The organism is Rhizobium sp. SSA_523, from assembly GCF_030435705.1.
In the GTDB taxonomy this organism is placed as follows: Bacteria; Pseudomonadota; Alphaproteobacteria; order Rhizobiales; family Rhizobiaceae; genus Neorhizobium.
In genome coordinates this window covers 3,347,571-3,361,631 of record NZ_CP129382.1, presented here as the reverse complement: position 1 = coordinate 3,361,631, position 14,061 = coordinate 3,347,571, and the positions used below count along the sequence as shown (strand labels likewise).

The following is a 14,061-nucleotide window of genomic DNA, read 5'->3' as shown; positions in this document are numbered from 1 at the left end:
GGCACGGGAGGGTCTATGCTGCCTGGCTGGATCATACTGCTTGCCGCCTGCGCCTATATCTTGCTGCTGTTTGCGGTGGCGAGCTATGGCGACCGCAGGAGCAAACGGTTCGGCGTGCCCAAAGGCGGACGGCCCATCGTCTATGCCCTGTCGCTGGCAGTCTACTGCACATCCTGGACCTATTTCGGGGGCGTGGGCCTCGCCTCGGAGCGGGGGCTGGAATATCTCGGCATCTATATCGGGCCGATCCTGGCCTTCACGATCGGCCTGCCGCTGATCCGCCGGATCATCCAACTGGCCAAGGCGGAAAAGCTCACCTCTCCGGCGGATTTCATCGGCGCCCGCTACGGCAAGAATTCCGCCGTCGCACTGCTCGTCGCGGTCATTTCGCTGGTCGGCGCCATTCCCTATATCGCGCTGCAGCTGAAGGCGGTCGCCAGTTCGGTCGCGGCCATGGTCGATCCGGCCGATTACGGCATCGGCAGCGGCAATCTCTATTTCCTCGATCTGGCCTTCATCGTGACGGTGATGATGGCCTGTTTCGCCATCATCTTCGGCACCCGCCATACCGACGCCACGGAGCACCAGGACGGACTGATTCTCGCGGTGGCCATGGAATCCATGGTGAAGCTGGTTGCCTTTCTCTCTGCAGGCTTAGCCGTTGTTTTCCTAATGTTCGACGGTCCCTTCGATCTCTGGGAAAAGGCTTCCAACAGTCTTCTGGTAACCTCGGCGCTCAACTACCAGACGCCGATTGCCCGCTGGCTGCTGCTGATCGGCCTGTCGGGCTTTGCCATCATCATGCTGCCGCGGCAATTCCACGTCACGGTGGTGGAAAACCGGACCGAGCAGGAATTGAAGACGGCCGGCATTCTCCTGCCGATCTACCTGATCGTGATCAATCTCTTCGTGCTGCCCGTCGCCGTGGCCGGCCTGATCACCTATGGCGGATCCGGCAATGCGGATCTCTACGTCCTGCAGCTGCCGCTCAGCCACGAAAGGCCCATCCTCTCGCTCTTCACCTTCATCGGCGGCTTTTCCGCCGCCACGGCCATGGTGATCGTCGCCTCCGTGGCGCTGTCGATCATGGTGTCGAACGATATCGTCATGCCGATCTTCCTGCGCCGGAAGCTTCTGACCTCCGGCGGCCAGCGCTCGGACTTCGCCAAGCATCTCCTGCGGATCCGCCGGATCGCGATCTTTGCCGTGCTGATGCTCGGCTATGCCTATTACCGCAGCGCCGACAGCGAATCTGGCCTGGCCTCCATCGGGCTTTTGTCCTTCGCCGCCGTCGCCCAGATCGCGCCGCCGCTGTTTGGCGGGCTCTTCTGGCGCCGGGCCAATGCGCGAGGCGCCCTTGCCGGCATGTCCCTCGGCTTCTTCGCCTGGGCCTACCTCCTCTTCCTGCCAAGCCTCGGAGGCACCGACAATTCCGCCCTTGCGGCGACGGTTCTCGACTTCCTGTTTCCCGGAACCGAGATCTTTTCCGGCCCCGAAGCCGATGGACTTGTCAATGCCGTCCTGCTCAGCCTGATCATCAACAGCGCCGCTTTCGTGATCGGGTCTTTGTCGCGCAATCCGCGTCCGCTCGAACGCATCCAGGCCGGCATCTTCGTCAAGCGCCACCTGCGCTCGCAATTTGCCACGCGCGGCTGGAAGACGCGGGTGAGTGTCGGTGACATGAAGGCGACCATTGCGCGTTATCTCGGCGAGGAGCGCATGCGCCGATCCTTTGCCAATTACGAGCGCAATGCCGGGCGGCGGCTCGTCGATCACGAATCCGCCGACATGGCGCTGATCCACTTCTCCGAGCAATTGCTGGGAAGCGCCATCGGCTCCTCCTCCGCCCGGCTGGTGCTCTCGCTGATCCTGCAAAAGGCGGAAGATGCGAGTTCCGACACGGCCTGGCTGCTGGACCAGGCAAGCGAAGCCCTGCAATACAACCAGGACATTCTGCAAACCGCGCTCTCTCAGATGGACCAGGGTGTTGCGGTCTTCGACAGTTCCGACCGGCTGGCCATCTGGAACCGGCGTCTGCGAAACCTGCTCGATCTGCCCGAGCAGGTCGGCCAGGTGGGCTATCCGCTGAGCGACATCGTCGGCATCCTGACCGATCGCGGCGATCTGGCGGAAGCCGATGGCGAGGCCGTCATCGCCCGCATCAAGACGATGGACAGTCCCTTCTCGCTTGTCCTGCGCGGCGGCGAGCGCATCATCGAAGTGCGGTCTAACACCATGCCCGATGACGGATTCGTCTCCACCTTCACCGATATGACCGAGCGGGTCGCTGCAGCGCGTGCGCTGGAGCAGGCCAATGAGACGCTGGAACAGCGGGTGGAGGAACGGACCGCCGAACTGACGCGGGTCAACCGCGAACTGGCCCTTGCCCGCGCCGCAGCCGATGAAGCCAATCTTGGAAAGACGCGCTTCTTCGCCGCCGCCGGACACGATATCCTCCAGCCGCTCAATGCCGCCCGGCTTTACTCCTCCTCCCTGGTGGAGCGGATGGGCGAAACGGAAAACCGGCAACTGGTGCGCAATATCGATTCGGCGCTGGAATCGGTGGAGAGCATTCTGGGCGCGGTGCTGGATATCTCCCGTCTCGATACCGGCGCGATGAAACCGCGGCTCGTTTCGGTTCCGCTCGGCGAACTGCTGCAGCGGATCGAAACCGATTTCGCACCGATCGCGCGGGAGAAGAACCTGAAGTTCAAGGTGATCCCCACATCGCTTTCGGTGAAGACCGATCCCAATCTGCTGCGCCGTCTGGTGCAGAACCTCGTCTCCAATGCCATCAAATACACGATCAGCGGCAAGGTGCTGGTCGGTGCCCGGCGGCGCGGCGGCGAAGTGGTGATCGATGTGGTGGATTCAGGTATCGGCATCCCCTCCTCCAAGTTCAAGACGGTGTTCAAGGAGTTCGCCCGGCTGGATGAGGGCGCCCGCACGGCCTCCGGCCTCGGGCTTGGCCTGTCCATCGTCGACCGGATTTCCCGCGTGCTGTCGCATCCGGTGGAACTGGCCTCCACGCCTGGGCGCGGAACGATTTTTCGGGTGCGCATGCCGCGCGACATCAAGGCGCCGCGCCTTGCGGTGAAGGATGCCGCCCCCTTGGCAAGCCACACGCCACTGGCCGGCCTGCGCGTCCTGTGTATCGACAATGAGAAGCAGATCCTCGACGGTATGAGCCTGCTGCTGACCGGGTGGGGTTGTCTCGTCGAGACCAGCGAATCCCTCGCCGCGCTCGACAGCCTGCTCGAGCGGGAGGGATGTGCTCCCGAAATTGTGATTGCTGATTATCATCTCGATGACGGCAGCGGGATCGATGCCGTTCTGCGCGTCCGAGCCCGGTGCGGCGGCGCCATGTCCGCCCTGCTGATCACCGCCGATCGCAGCGCGGATGTGCGCATGGAAGCCGAAAAATACGGGCTGGGCATCCAGCACAAGCCCGTTAAGCCTGCTGCCTTGCGGGCCTATCTCACGCAAATGGTCAATGCGCGGCGCGCCGCGGCCGAGTGAGATTTTTTCCTGTTCAGCCAGGATTCATCCCCTTTCGCTGATACATGATCAGCATCTATAGCGATGTGCCCTGCGGGAACCGCCCTGCTTAAGCCGCGTTGAGACGCAATACAACCTGCCCGAGGTGGCAAAACGGACGGAGCGGCGTGAGGCCATCGGTCCGAGCGATGGAGACGTGACCGATGAAACGCTATGATCTGATTGATGGGATGCGGGGCTATTTCCTCGTCTTCATGCTCATCAACCATTTGATCTTTGCAGGCGGTTACTGGCTTGTTCAGATCAATCACAACCAGCTGGCCTTCGTGGAAGACGCGCAGGGCTTCGTGTTTCTGTCCGGCTTGCTGATCGGCATGGTCTATGTCCGCAAGATGGCCAAGAACGGCTACGAGGTCGGCAGAAATGCCATCTATTCCCGCGCCTTCGAACTGTACCGCTATGCCATGGGAATCGTCCTCTGCGTCCTGGCAGCGCAGATGATCCTGCCGGGCGCCTATCATCTCTGGTACAACTGGCTGGGTTACACGACCTTCGACGACCCGCTGCGCCTGGCCGCGATCGCGACCTTTGTCTTCCAGCCGACATTTATGGACATCCTGCCGCAATACATCATCTACATGCTGTTTGCGCCGTTCCTGGTGAAACTGGTGATCGACGGCAAATGGGCGCATGTCATGGCCGGTTCGCTGATCCTCTGGATGGCGGGCCAGCTTGGCCTGCAGAAGCTGGTGACCGATCCGATCCACCAGTTCTTCATGGGCTCCGACGAACAGGGCGTCCGTGTCTCGTTCAACCTTCTCGGCTGGCAGATCGTGTTCTATTCGGGCCTCGTCCTGGGTGCGCTGACATCGCTCAACCGCATCGAATGGGGCCGGATCTTTTCGCCGCAGAACACCTTCATCCCGACCATCAGCGCGCTGATCTGCGCCTTCTTCCTGCCGCTGCGGATCATGACGGCGCATGGCCTGATGCCGGGCGACGTGATCGGCAAATTCGCGACCATGGAAATCCGCGCTGATTTCGGTCCCGTCTATCTGATCAATTTTGTCGCGGCTGCCACGCTGATCACCTGGCTGGTCATTGCCGGACCGCAGCACAAGGCGCTGTGGGTTCGCCGCATCGGCCAGGGCATCATCTGGGTTCTCTCGCTGAAATTCCTGCAGCTGCTCGGCCGGCATTCGCTCTATGTCTATGTCTGGCACGTCGGCATCGTCTATGCCGTCTATTACCTGGACGGCCGCACGCCGGAATTGTCGGAACTGACCAAGACCGCCATCGCCGTTACCTGCGTTGCGCTTCTGGCTGTTCCCGCCCTCTGGAGAGAACGGGACAAGTGGTTCGGCACGGCCACCGTTGCGCCGCGCCGCCCGCAGACGGTCAAGGTTGCCACGCTCAACAAGCGCTGAACCGCAGCCGAAGACGGCAAATCAAACGACGTGCGGCGCCTTACGGCGCCGCTTCTCGTTTTGGCATGTGTGGCTTGATCGGGTTTTGTCCCTAGCCTGCAATCACCAGTTCCGGGCGCATCTGGAAACGTACCACCAGTCCGTCTTGCGCATAATCCAGTGTCGTCGGTCCGCCGAAGCTCGATCCCATGCGGGTGATGAGCTCCGTTCCGAATCCCTGCCGGCTGGGTGCCGCAACGCTCGGCCCGTCCCGCTCATGCCAGACGAGTTCGATCATCGGCTCGTCTAGATCATCATCCGGCGCCAATTCGCGCGCCTGCTGCCGCCACGACACATGGATGCGGCCGCCCTCTCCGGACAGGGCGCCGTATTTCAGCGCATTGGTCCCGAGTTCATGGCAGATCAGGCTCAGCGACATGATGGTGGAGCCATTGAGGTTCAGGTCGGGACCTTCGACGAGCATCCGCTCGCCCTCCGCCAGACCGAGCGGAGCCAGCGCCGTCAGTAGCGTCTCGCGCATCCCCGCGCTTCCCCCGTGCAGGGAGCCTCTCAGCAGATTGATGGAATGCGCCATGGCCTGGATCCGCTGGCGCAATCGGGTACCCAGTTCCTTGGGCGTTTCTGCGTGCCGCTGGGACAGTGCAATCAGCCCGCTGGTCGTGGCCAGAAGGTTCTTCATCCGGTGATCGACCTCTTCGGAAACAAGCTGCTGCATCTGGAGATGTCGCGTCAGGTCCCGCCTTGCGCGCACCTGCTCCGAATAGGCCAGAAGCAGCAATTGCAGAAGGCCGAGATCGATCGCCACGACAAGGAAGAAGAAGCCGAGCGCGGTGACGGACTGCAGAGTGAGGGCGAAACTGCCGATCGGCGCGATGAACCAATACCAGGCCACCAGCGCGGAAATGACGCTGTTGAGCAGCGCCGGATAAATGCCGAAGCAGAAGCCGGTCAAGATCACCGCCGGGAAGAAGGTCAGATAGGGAAAGCCGGTCGGCAGATAGGAATCGATGGCGAAGCGCAGCCAGATCGCAACCAGTTCGATTGTCAGCGATGCCCCATAGGCGAAAATTGTCTCGCGCCGGGTCGGCGCCTGCCAGGTCGAACGAAAGGCCGGCAGCCGCGACAGGCGCGCGACCGTCAGTTCACGGGCGGCGAAACGGGGATCGGTTTCAGACCCGCTGGCCGCGCCTGCGACCGGTGACGCTGACTCCTCGCCGCTCATCGCGAATCCTTTCTTCGTCGTCATCATTTTCGTTGTTTAGCGGAGAATGAATTCGGATGCAGCAGATCATGGCTCCCGGAAAGCCTCGCTTTGTACGATGGCGTCCCAACCGTGACCAAGGAGCCACCATCGGGCGCGAGTTCTGATATGGATTCGTATTTTTGCGGCAGCGGACGAACGGCAAACGCGCATCCGCTTTGGTGATGCTGCGCCGACTGCCTTTTGGGCGTGTGCGATCAGCATTCTGTCGCGCTTGAGATTGCGGCGCGTCACCAAGTATGATCGCGTCCCGTCGCTTCGCCAGGCCTCGATATCCCGCCTGGGCTTTCTCCTTGGAGTTGATCACATGCTGCGTGGCCTTGCCGCCCTCCTTCTCTTCCAGCTGATCGGGGAATGTCTCGTATTCCTCGTCAAGCTGCCCGTTCCCGGTCCCGTCATCGGTCTCATTCTGCTGTTTGTCTTCCTGCGCGCCATGCAGAGCTGGAAAGGCACGTCCTTCCCGCAGATTGAAACGGCCTCCGGAGCGCTGCTTTCCAATCTTGGCCTGCTGTTCGTGCCCGCCGGCGTCGGCGTAGTGTCCCTGTGGGGCGTCGTCCGCACCGAAGCGGGCCCCATTGCAGCTGTCCTCGTCCTGTCGGCGATCGTGACGCTGGTCGCGACGGTGTGGACCTTCATCGCCGCGCGGCGGCTGCTGGCCCGGCATTGGGGAGCCTGATGCGCAGCCCTGTCGACCTCTGGGTCTATCTTTCCACCTCGCCATTGATCTGGCTGACGCTGACGATCTCCACCTGGATCCTTGCGGTGGAACTGTCCCTGCGCCTGAAGCGCCACCCGCTCGCCAATCCGGTCTTGAGCTCGATCGTCCTGCTGACCCTGATGATGACGGTCTTCGATATCCCCTACGAGCAGTTCTTCGAAGGCGCGCAATTCGTCCACTTCCTGCTGGGGCCGGCCACGGTGGCCATAGCGGTTCCGCTTTATCAGCAGTGGCAGGAGGTCAGGAAAGTCGTGGTGCCGATCGCCCTGGCTCTTCTGGTCGGATCCCTGGTGGCGGTTCTTTCGGTGATCCTGCTCGGCTGGCTGTTCGGCCTGTCACGCGAGGTGATGATCTCGTTCCTGCCGAAATCGGCCACAGCCGGCGTGGCCATGGCGGTCTCCTCATCGCTGGGCGGCAATCCGTCGCTGACGGCGGTGCTGGTCATCCTCACCGGCATTACCGGCGCCTTGATCGTGACCCCCATGATGAACCGCATGGGCATTCGCGATTTTGCCGCACGAGGTTTCGCCGCCGGCCTGACCTCGCATGGCATCGGCACGGCCCGCGCCTATGACGTCGATCCGACCGCCGGTCTCTTTGCTGGAATAGCCATGGCCCTGAACGCGATCGCCACCTCGATCATCGTGCCGATCGCGGCACGCCTGCTGCTGGGGGTCTGACAATGCACCCGAAGGCGCCACGGGTCACCCCTGCGACTCCCCCCGCAGGATGATCGAGACCGCTCGCTCGTGAGCGATCCCGCAACGTGCCTAGCCTATGGTCAGGCGGCCTTCTGCTCCGCGCCATACGGATCGAACCGCGTGTAGAAGGTATCGCCTTTGGCCGCCATATCGAGAAGCAGGGGTGTCGGCTTGAAGTGCTCGCCATATCGGCCGGCAAGGTTTTCGCAAAGCTCCACGAAGGTCTTCACGCCCATGCCGTCGATATAGGAGAGGGTTCCGCCGGTATAGGGGGCAAAGCCGAAACCGAGGATCGAGCCGACATCGGCCTCACGCGGATCGGTGACGATGCCCTCCTCCATGGTGCGGGCGGCTTCCAGCGCAATGGTGACGAGAAGGCGCTGCTTCAGCACGTTCACATCCACGTCGGATGCCGGCGTCTGGGGGTAGAGGTCCTTCAGGCCCGGCCACAGGAACTTCTTTGCCGGCTTGGCGGGATACTCATAGAAGCCCTTGCCGTTCTTGCGGCCACGCCGATCGAGATCGTTCACCAGCTTATCGACAAGCGCCATATGCTCCGGCTTGACCGATGCCTCGCCCAGATCGGCGATCGACGCTTTCATGATCTTCTGGCTGAGATCGACGGCGACTTCGTCGTTCAGCGAGAGCGGGCCGACCGGCATGCCGGCCATCTTGGCGGCATTTTCGATCATGATGGCCGGGACGCCCTCGATCAGCATGTCATAGGCTTCGTTGATATAGCGGAAGACGCAGCGGTTGACATAGAAGCCGCGCGTATCGTTGACGACGATCGGCGTCTTCTTGATCTGGGCGACGTAATCCAGCGCGACCGCCAGTGCCTCGTCACCGGTTTCCTCGCCGAGGATCACCTCCGTCAGCATCATCTTCTCAACCGGCGAGAAGAAATGCACGCCGATGAACTGTTTTGGACGCCTGGAGTTCTTCGCGAGGCCGGTGATCGGCAAGGTCGAGGTATTGGAGGCGAAGATAGCCGTTTCCGGCAGCACGGCCTCGACCTTTTCGATCACGTCCTTCTTGACCTGGCGATCCTCGAAAACGGCCTCGACCACGAGGGCGACATCCGACAAGGTCGAATAATCCGCTGTCGGCGTGATGAGCGCGAGCAGCTTCTCGCCTTCTTCCTTGGTCATGCGGCCCTTGCCGACACTGTCGGCCACCAGCTTTTCGGAAACCGCCTTGCCCTTGGCTGCGGCTTCCTCGTCGCGATCGATCAGCGAGACGGCAATTCCGGCCGCGGCCGTGACATAGGCGATCGACGCGCCCATGAAGCCGGCGCCGACCACGCCGATCTTGGAGAGCTTCTTCTTCTCGACGCCGGCCGGACGGCGCGCACCCTTGCCCAGTTCCTGCATGGAAATGAACAGCGAGCGGATCATCGAGAAGGCTTCGGTGGAGCGCAACACCTGGGTGAAATAGCGCTGCTCGATCTTGAGGCCGGTATCGAACGGCACCTGCAGGCCTTCATAGACGCATTTCAGGATGGCGAGGGCGCCCGGATAATTGCCGGCCGTTTCGCGGCGCAAGATGGCGGGGGCTGCCGGCCAGAGCTGTGCGGCGGCAGGCGTCCAGATGCCGCCACCCGGCACCTTGAATCCCTTTTCGTCCCAGGGCGCGACCGGCTTCAGCCCGTCCTTGATCATCTGCCTGGCGGCCGGGATCAGCTGGTCGGGGTCCACGACCTGATGCACGAGGTTCATGGCCTTGGCGCGGGCTGGCGCCAGCGACTGGCCGGTCGTCATCATCTGCAGGGCGTCCTGCGTATTGGCAAGGCGGGCCACACGCTGCGTGCCGCCGGCGCCGGGGAAGATGCCGACCTTGACTTCCGGCAAAGCGAGCTTGACCGATTTGGCATTGGAGACGACGCGGCCATGGCAGGCCAGCGACAGTTCCAGCGCGCCTCCCATGCACACGCCATTGATGGCGGCCACCCACGGCTTGCCGCAGGTCTCGATCTTGCGCCACAGCCAGGTCATGCGGCCGGCGACATCAAACAGCTTCTGCATGGCCGTATCGGGATTGTTTGCCTGTTCCTGATGCAGAAGAGAGAACATGCCGCGGATCATCGTCAGGTCTGCGCCGCCGGAGAACGAGCTCTTGCCGGAGGTGAAGACCACGCCCTTGACCGCCTCGTCCGCCACGGTCTGGTTCAGGATGGCTTCGATCTCGTCCATCACCTCGACGGTGAAGACGTTCATGCTCTTGTCCGGCATGTCCCAGGTCACAAGGGCAATGCCGTCTGCGTCGGTTTCGACGGTGAAATTCTTATAGGCGCTCATATTGGGATTCCTCTTCCCTGAAAATCGCTTTGGCGTTGTTTGCCCCTCATCCGCCTGCCGGCACCTTCTCCCCGCAGGCGGGGAGAAGAAGTATGCCGCGACGCTTTTGGTCCCCCTCGCCCCGTTTACGGGGAGAGGGTGCGCCGAGCGAAGCGGAGGCGGGGTGAGGGGCAGTCATTGAAGAGCCTCAAACCCGCTCGATCACCGTTGCCGTGCCCATGCCGGCGCCGATGCAGAGCGTGACAAGCGCGGTGTTGAGATCGCGCCGCTCCAGCTCGTCCAGAACCGTGCCGAGGATCATGGCGCCGGTGGCGCCCAGCGGATGACCCATGGCAATGGCACCGCCATTGACGTTGATCTTGTCGTGCTCGATCTCGAAGGCCTGGCAGTAGCGCAGCACCACGGCGGCGAAGGCTTCGTTGAGCTCAAAGAGGTCGATGTCCTTCAGCGACATGCCGGTCTTCTTCAGGAGCTTTTCCGTCACATCCACCGGGCCGGTGAGCATCAGGGCCGGATCGGACCCGATATTGGTGAAGGCGCGAATGCGCGCGCGCGGCTTCAGACCCATGGTCTCGCCACCGGCTTTCGACCCAACCAGGACGGCGGCGGCTCCATCGACGATACCGGAGGAATTGCCGGCATGATGGACATAGGTGATACGCTCGACTTCCGGATGCGCCTGAATCCCAACCGCTTCGAAACCGCCCATTTCGCCCGGCATCTGGAACGAGGGGTTGAGCGAGGCCAGCGACTGCATGTTCGTCTCGGGCCGCATATGTTCGTCGCGGTCGAGAATGGTCAGGCCGTTCTGATCCTTCACCGGAATGACGGACTTGCTGAAATAGCCGTTCGCCCAGGCATGCGCCGCCCGCTTCTGGCTTTCCACGGCATAGGCATCCACATCATCGCGGCTGAAGCCGTATTTCGTGGCGATCAGATCGGCCGAAACCCCCTGCGGCATGAAATAGCCGGGGAAGTTGACGGAGGGATCCATGTACCAGGCACCGCCGGACATGCCCATGCCGACGCGAGACATGCTTTCGACACCGCCGGCGATCACGATCTCGTCGGAACCGGCCGCCACCTTGCCGGCGGCGAAATTGACGGCATCGAGCCCCGAGGCGCAGAAGCGCGAGATCTGCATGCCGGGCGCTCTGGTCGAATAACCGGCCTCGAAAGCAGCAGCCTTGGGGATGACGGCACCGGCATCCATGACGGGATCGACGCAGCCCATGATGATGTCGTCGATGGTGGACGTGTCGAGACCGTTGCGGTCCCGGATGGCTTCCAGCGTCTTGGCGGCCAGGCGCACAGACGGCACCTCGTGCAGGGAACCATCCTTCTTGCCGCGACCGCGCGGCGTGCGCACGTGGTCGTAGATATAGACTTCGGTCATGTGTCTCATCTCCCTATCAGCGCCTGCGCGCCCTTAAATTCTTACCGCAGCTAATCCAATAAGGCCGCGACGCGGCCCAGCACTTCCGCCACGATGAAATCGGGCGCCCTTTCGATGAAGCGGCCTTCCCGAGCCTTCAGATCAATCGTCCTGATCTGGTGGCAGAGGATCACGCCCGTCGCCTTGGTTCCCGCACCCGACAGCGAAACCGTGAAGCCTCTCGCTCTTGCAAACTCGCCGCCTGAGGTGATCGGGGCAATCAACTGGACACCCAGTTGATTGAAGCCTCGTTGCGATACGATCATGACGTAGCGCGCCTTGGCCTGCTCACGCCCCCTGGTCGGCTCCAGATCTGCAAACCAGATGTCTCCTCGCTCCATCAGTCGATAATCTCACGGCCGACCGAGGGCGCGTTCATCCATTCGAGTTCGTCTTCAGACCATGGCGCTTCAAGGTCGCATTGAGCCAGAAGCTCCTCCAACGTGTATTTGGTCCGCGTCTGCGGCACAGCAACAACTCTTCCACCCTCCGCCAACACCTCCACCTTTGTGTTGGCAGCAATCCCCAGCTCTTCCAGTACCGCCTTCGGGATCGCCATCATCACCGAGCCGCCGACCGTGCGCAAAGTGGAAAATGCCATTTTTGCCTCCGTAAAAAGTTATACCACCATATAACTTTTTCCGTCGTGTGACAATCAAAACGCCTCCGCCACCAATTCCATCAGCGTGTCGCTGCCCGCCTCGATGCGGGTCTTGCGCAACGCCGTTTCCGGCATGATCTTCTCCATGTAGAAGCGCGCCGTGACGAGCTTGGCAGCCAGGAATTCGGAGCGGTCGTCGCCGGCCTCGATCAGGTCCTGCGCCGATTTCGCCATTTTGGCCCACATATAGCCCAGCATGACCAGACCGAAGAGATGCATGTAATCGGTCGAGCCGGCACCGGCATTGTCGGGCTTGGCCATGGCATTCTGCATGAACCACATGGTGGAGGCCTGGAGGTCGTTCAAGCCCTTCTTCAGCGCCTTGGTATAGGGCGCCATCTTCTCGTCGCCGCGGTTCTCCTCGCAGAAATCGCCGATTTCCTTGAAGGCCGCCATGACTGCCCGGCCGCCATTCAAGGCGAGCTTGCGCCCGACAAGGTCGAGGGCCTGGATCCCGTTCGCGCCCTCATAGATCATGGCGATGCGCGCATCGCGCACATACTGGCTCATGCCCCATTCTTCGATATAGCCGTGACCGCCATAGACCTGCTGGGCCATGACCGCGTGGTCGAAGCCCTTATCGGTCAGCACGCCCTTGAGGATGGGCGTTGCAAGACCGAGAAGGTCATCGGCCGCCTGGCGTTCCGCTTCGTCATTGGACCGATGGGCGATGTCGGACTTCAAGGCCGTCCACAGCATGAAGGCGCGGCCGGCTTCGTTGAAGGCCCGGATCGTCATCAGCGTGCGGCGGATATCCGGATGCACGATGATCGGATCGGCAGCCTTGTCCGGCGCCTTGGGCCCGGAGAGCGAGCGGCCCTGGATCCGGTCCTTGGCATAGGCGACCGCATTCTGATAGGCGATCTCGGAAATGGCCAGGCCCTGCAGCCCCACACCGAGCCGCGCCTCGTTCATCATGACGAACATGGCGTTCAGGCCCTTGTTCTCCGCGCCGATGAGATAGCCGGTCGCTTCGTCGTAATTCATGACGCAGGTGGCATTGCCGTGAATGCCCATCTTATGCTCGATGGCGCCGCAGACGACCTTGTTGCGCTCGCCGGTCGAGCCATCCGCATTGACCATGAATTTCGGCACGATGAACAGCGAAATCCCCTTGGTCCCGGCAGGCGCGCCCTCGATGCGGGCGAGCACCAGATGGACGATATTGTCCGTCATGTCGTGTTCGCCGGCAGAGATGAAGATCTTCTGCCCGGAAATCTTGTAGCTGCCATCGCCGTTCGGCACGGCCTTGGTGCGCAAAAGACCGAGATCGGTGCCGCAATGCGGCTCGGTCAGGTTCATGGTGCCGGACCATTTGCCCTCCACCATTTTCGGCAGATAGGTTTCCTTCTGGTCCTGGCTGCCATGCACGAGGATTGCCGCGATCGCGCCCTGCGTCAGGCCCGGATACATCATCAGCGACATGTTGGCGGCGGACGTATATTCTCCCACCGCAGCATGCAGCGTGTAAGGCAGGCCCTGGCCACCGAACTCCTCCGGCACCGCCAGCCCGATCCAGCCGCCCTCGCAATAGGCATCGTATGCCTGCTTGAAGCCCTTCGGGGTCGTCACCGAGCCGTCGTCGGCGCGCACGCAGCCTTCCTGGTCACCGGAATAATTCACCGGAAACAGAACCTCTTCGGAGAGCCGCGCCGCTTCCGATGCAATGGCTTCGATCATTTCCGGCGTGGCATCGGCAAAGCCGGGAAGATTGTTGTAGCGCTCGATGCCAAGCACATCCTTCAGGACAAACAAAGTATCGGTGACCGGGGCCTTGTAGACGGGCATTCGCGAACTCCTCCAAATCAGCGGCCGGCCAAACCGGCTCTCTTGTCCTACAAAATATTGACGTGCGCGTAAACGTCAATCCGTCAAAACAGCGCGGCCGGTAGATTCTTCGAGAGCGCAATTGCCCGAGAACCCGGCTTTCCGCCCACATCCAAGGCAAAAACCGAGCGCTTCTTAACAGTGTATTAACCACGTTTCGCGAAAGGTAGTGTCCGGGTCGTGGTGCGTCGTGCCGCGGGTCCGGGCAGCAAGTTGTGCCATTGCAGCAGCCTTCC

At 61.9% G+C, this 14,061-nt stretch carries 10 protein-coding genes; 4 read left to right on the top strand and 6 right to left on the bottom strand.

Translation table 11 applies throughout. The features are described 5' to 3' along the window. The first annotated feature begins 15 nt into the window (after positions 1 to 15). A complete protein-coding gene (locus QTJ18_RS24190) occupies positions 16 to 3,519 on the top strand; it encodes a PAS domain-containing hybrid sensor histidine kinase/response regulator (protein WP_252753720.1) in 3,504 nt (1,167 codons plus the stop codon). A 182-nt stretch (positions 3,520 to 3,701) separates the two neighbouring features. Continuing rightward, positions 3,702 to 4,925, top strand: coding sequence for an OpgC family protein (locus tag QTJ18_RS24185; RefSeq protein ID WP_252753719.1), 1,224 nt, complete (start codon positions 3,702 to 3,704; stop codon positions 4,923 to 4,925). A 91-nt stretch (positions 4,926 to 5,016) separates the two neighbouring features. Here the strand turns inward: QTJ18_RS24185 and QTJ18_RS24180 are convergent, their stop codons facing one another. Next, positions 5,017 to 6,147: a sensor histidine kinase gene (locus QTJ18_RS24180; protein ID WP_252753718.1), complete on the bottom strand. Its 1,131-nt coding sequence runs from the start codon at positions 6,145 to 6,147 to the stop codon at positions 5,017 to 5,019. Positions 6,148 to 6,493: 346 nt separating this feature from the next. On the opposite strand from QTJ18_RS24180, the gene QTJ18_RS24175 reads away from it, so the two are divergent. Continuing rightward, positions 6,494 to 6,862 carry a CidA/LrgA family protein gene (locus QTJ18_RS24175; protein WP_252753717.1) on the top strand — a complete coding sequence of 123 codons (369 nt, stop codon included), beginning with the start codon at positions 6,494 to 6,496 and terminating at the stop codon, positions 6,860 to 6,862. Next, the gene (locus tag QTJ18_RS24170) at positions 6,862 to 7,584 is read left to right on the top strand and encodes an LrgB family protein (RefSeq protein WP_252753716.1); all 723 of its coding nucleotides are present in this window, start codon (positions 6,862 to 6,864) and stop codon (positions 7,582 to 7,584) included. The genes QTJ18_RS24175 and QTJ18_RS24170 overlap by 1 nt, the downstream gene beginning before the upstream one ends. A 101-nt stretch (positions 7,585 to 7,685) precedes the next feature. Here QTJ18_RS24170 and QTJ18_RS24165 read toward each other — a convergent pair whose 3' ends face one another. The 5 genes from QTJ18_RS24165 to QTJ18_RS24145 all read right to left on the bottom strand — a co-directional run bounded on the left by QTJ18_RS24165 (position 7,686) and on the right by QTJ18_RS24145 (position 13,786). Continuing rightward, positions 7,686 to 9,902, bottom strand: a complete 2,217-nt coding sequence (locus tag QTJ18_RS24165; protein WP_252753715.1) for a 3-hydroxyacyl-CoA dehydrogenase NAD-binding domain-containing protein — start codon at positions 9,900 to 9,902, stop codon at positions 7,686 to 7,688. A 187-nt stretch (positions 9,903 to 10,089) separates the two neighbouring features. Next, positions 10,090 to 11,298 carry an acetyl-CoA C-acetyltransferase gene (locus tag QTJ18_RS24160; protein WP_252753714.1) on the bottom strand — a complete coding sequence of 403 codons (1,209 nt, stop codon included), beginning with the start codon at positions 11,296 to 11,298 and terminating at the stop codon, positions 10,090 to 10,092. Between the two features lie 50 nt (positions 11,299 to 11,348). Next, a complete protein-coding gene (locus tag QTJ18_RS24155) occupies positions 11,349 to 11,678 on the bottom strand; it encodes a type II toxin-antitoxin system PemK/MazF family toxin (RefSeq protein WP_252753713.1) in 330 nt (109 codons plus the stop codon). Continuing rightward, the gene (locus QTJ18_RS24150) at positions 11,678 to 11,938 is read right to left on the bottom strand and encodes an AbrB/MazE/SpoVT family DNA-binding domain-containing protein (protein ID WP_252753712.1); all 261 of its coding nucleotides are present in this window, start codon (positions 11,936 to 11,938) and stop codon (positions 11,678 to 11,680) included. The genes QTJ18_RS24155 and QTJ18_RS24150 overlap by 1 nt, the downstream gene beginning before the upstream one ends. A gap of 54 nt (positions 11,939 to 11,992) precedes the next feature. Beyond that, a complete protein-coding gene (locus tag QTJ18_RS24145; RefSeq protein WP_252753711.1) occupies positions 11,993 to 13,786 on the bottom strand; it encodes an acyl-CoA dehydrogenase C-terminal domain-containing protein in 1,794 nt (597 codons plus the stop codon). Between the last annotated feature and the right edge of the window lie 275 nt (positions 13,787 to 14,061).

Coding starts and splice junctions, on each gene's coding strand:
- QTJ18_RS24190 (WP_252753720.1), top strand. CDS start 16: ATGCTGCCTGGCTGGATCATACTGCTTGCCGCCTGCGCCTATATCTTG.
- QTJ18_RS24185 (WP_252753719.1), top strand. CDS start 3,702: ATGAAACGCTATGATCTGATTGATGGGATGCGGGGCTATTTCCTCGTC.
- QTJ18_RS24180 (WP_252753718.1), bottom strand. CDS start 6,147: ATGAGCGGCGAGGAGTCAGCGTCACCGGTCGCAGGCGCGGCCAGCGGG.
- QTJ18_RS24175 (WP_252753717.1), top strand. CDS start 6,494: ATGCTGCGTGGCCTTGCCGCCCTCCTTCTCTTCCAGCTGATCGGGGAA.
- QTJ18_RS24170 (WP_252753716.1), top strand. CDS start 6,862: ATGCGCAGCCCTGTCGACCTCTGGGTCTATCTTTCCACCTCGCCATTG.
- QTJ18_RS24165 (WP_252753715.1), bottom strand. CDS start 9,902: ATGAGCGCCTATAAGAATTTCACCGTCGAAACCGACGCAGACGGCATT.
- QTJ18_RS24160 (WP_252753714.1), bottom strand. CDS start 11,298: ATGACCGAAGTCTATATCTACGACCACGTGCGCACGCCGCGCGGTCGC.
- QTJ18_RS24155 (WP_252753713.1), bottom strand. CDS start 11,678: ATGGAGCGAGGAGACATCTGGTTTGCAGATCTGGAGCCGACCAGGGGG.
- QTJ18_RS24150 (WP_252753712.1), bottom strand. CDS start 11,938: ATGGCATTTTCCACTTTGCGCACGGTCGGCGGCTCGGTGATGATGGCG.
- QTJ18_RS24145 (WP_252753711.1), bottom strand. CDS start 13,786: ATGCCCGTCTACAAGGCCCCGGTCACCGATACTTTGTTTGTCCTGAAG.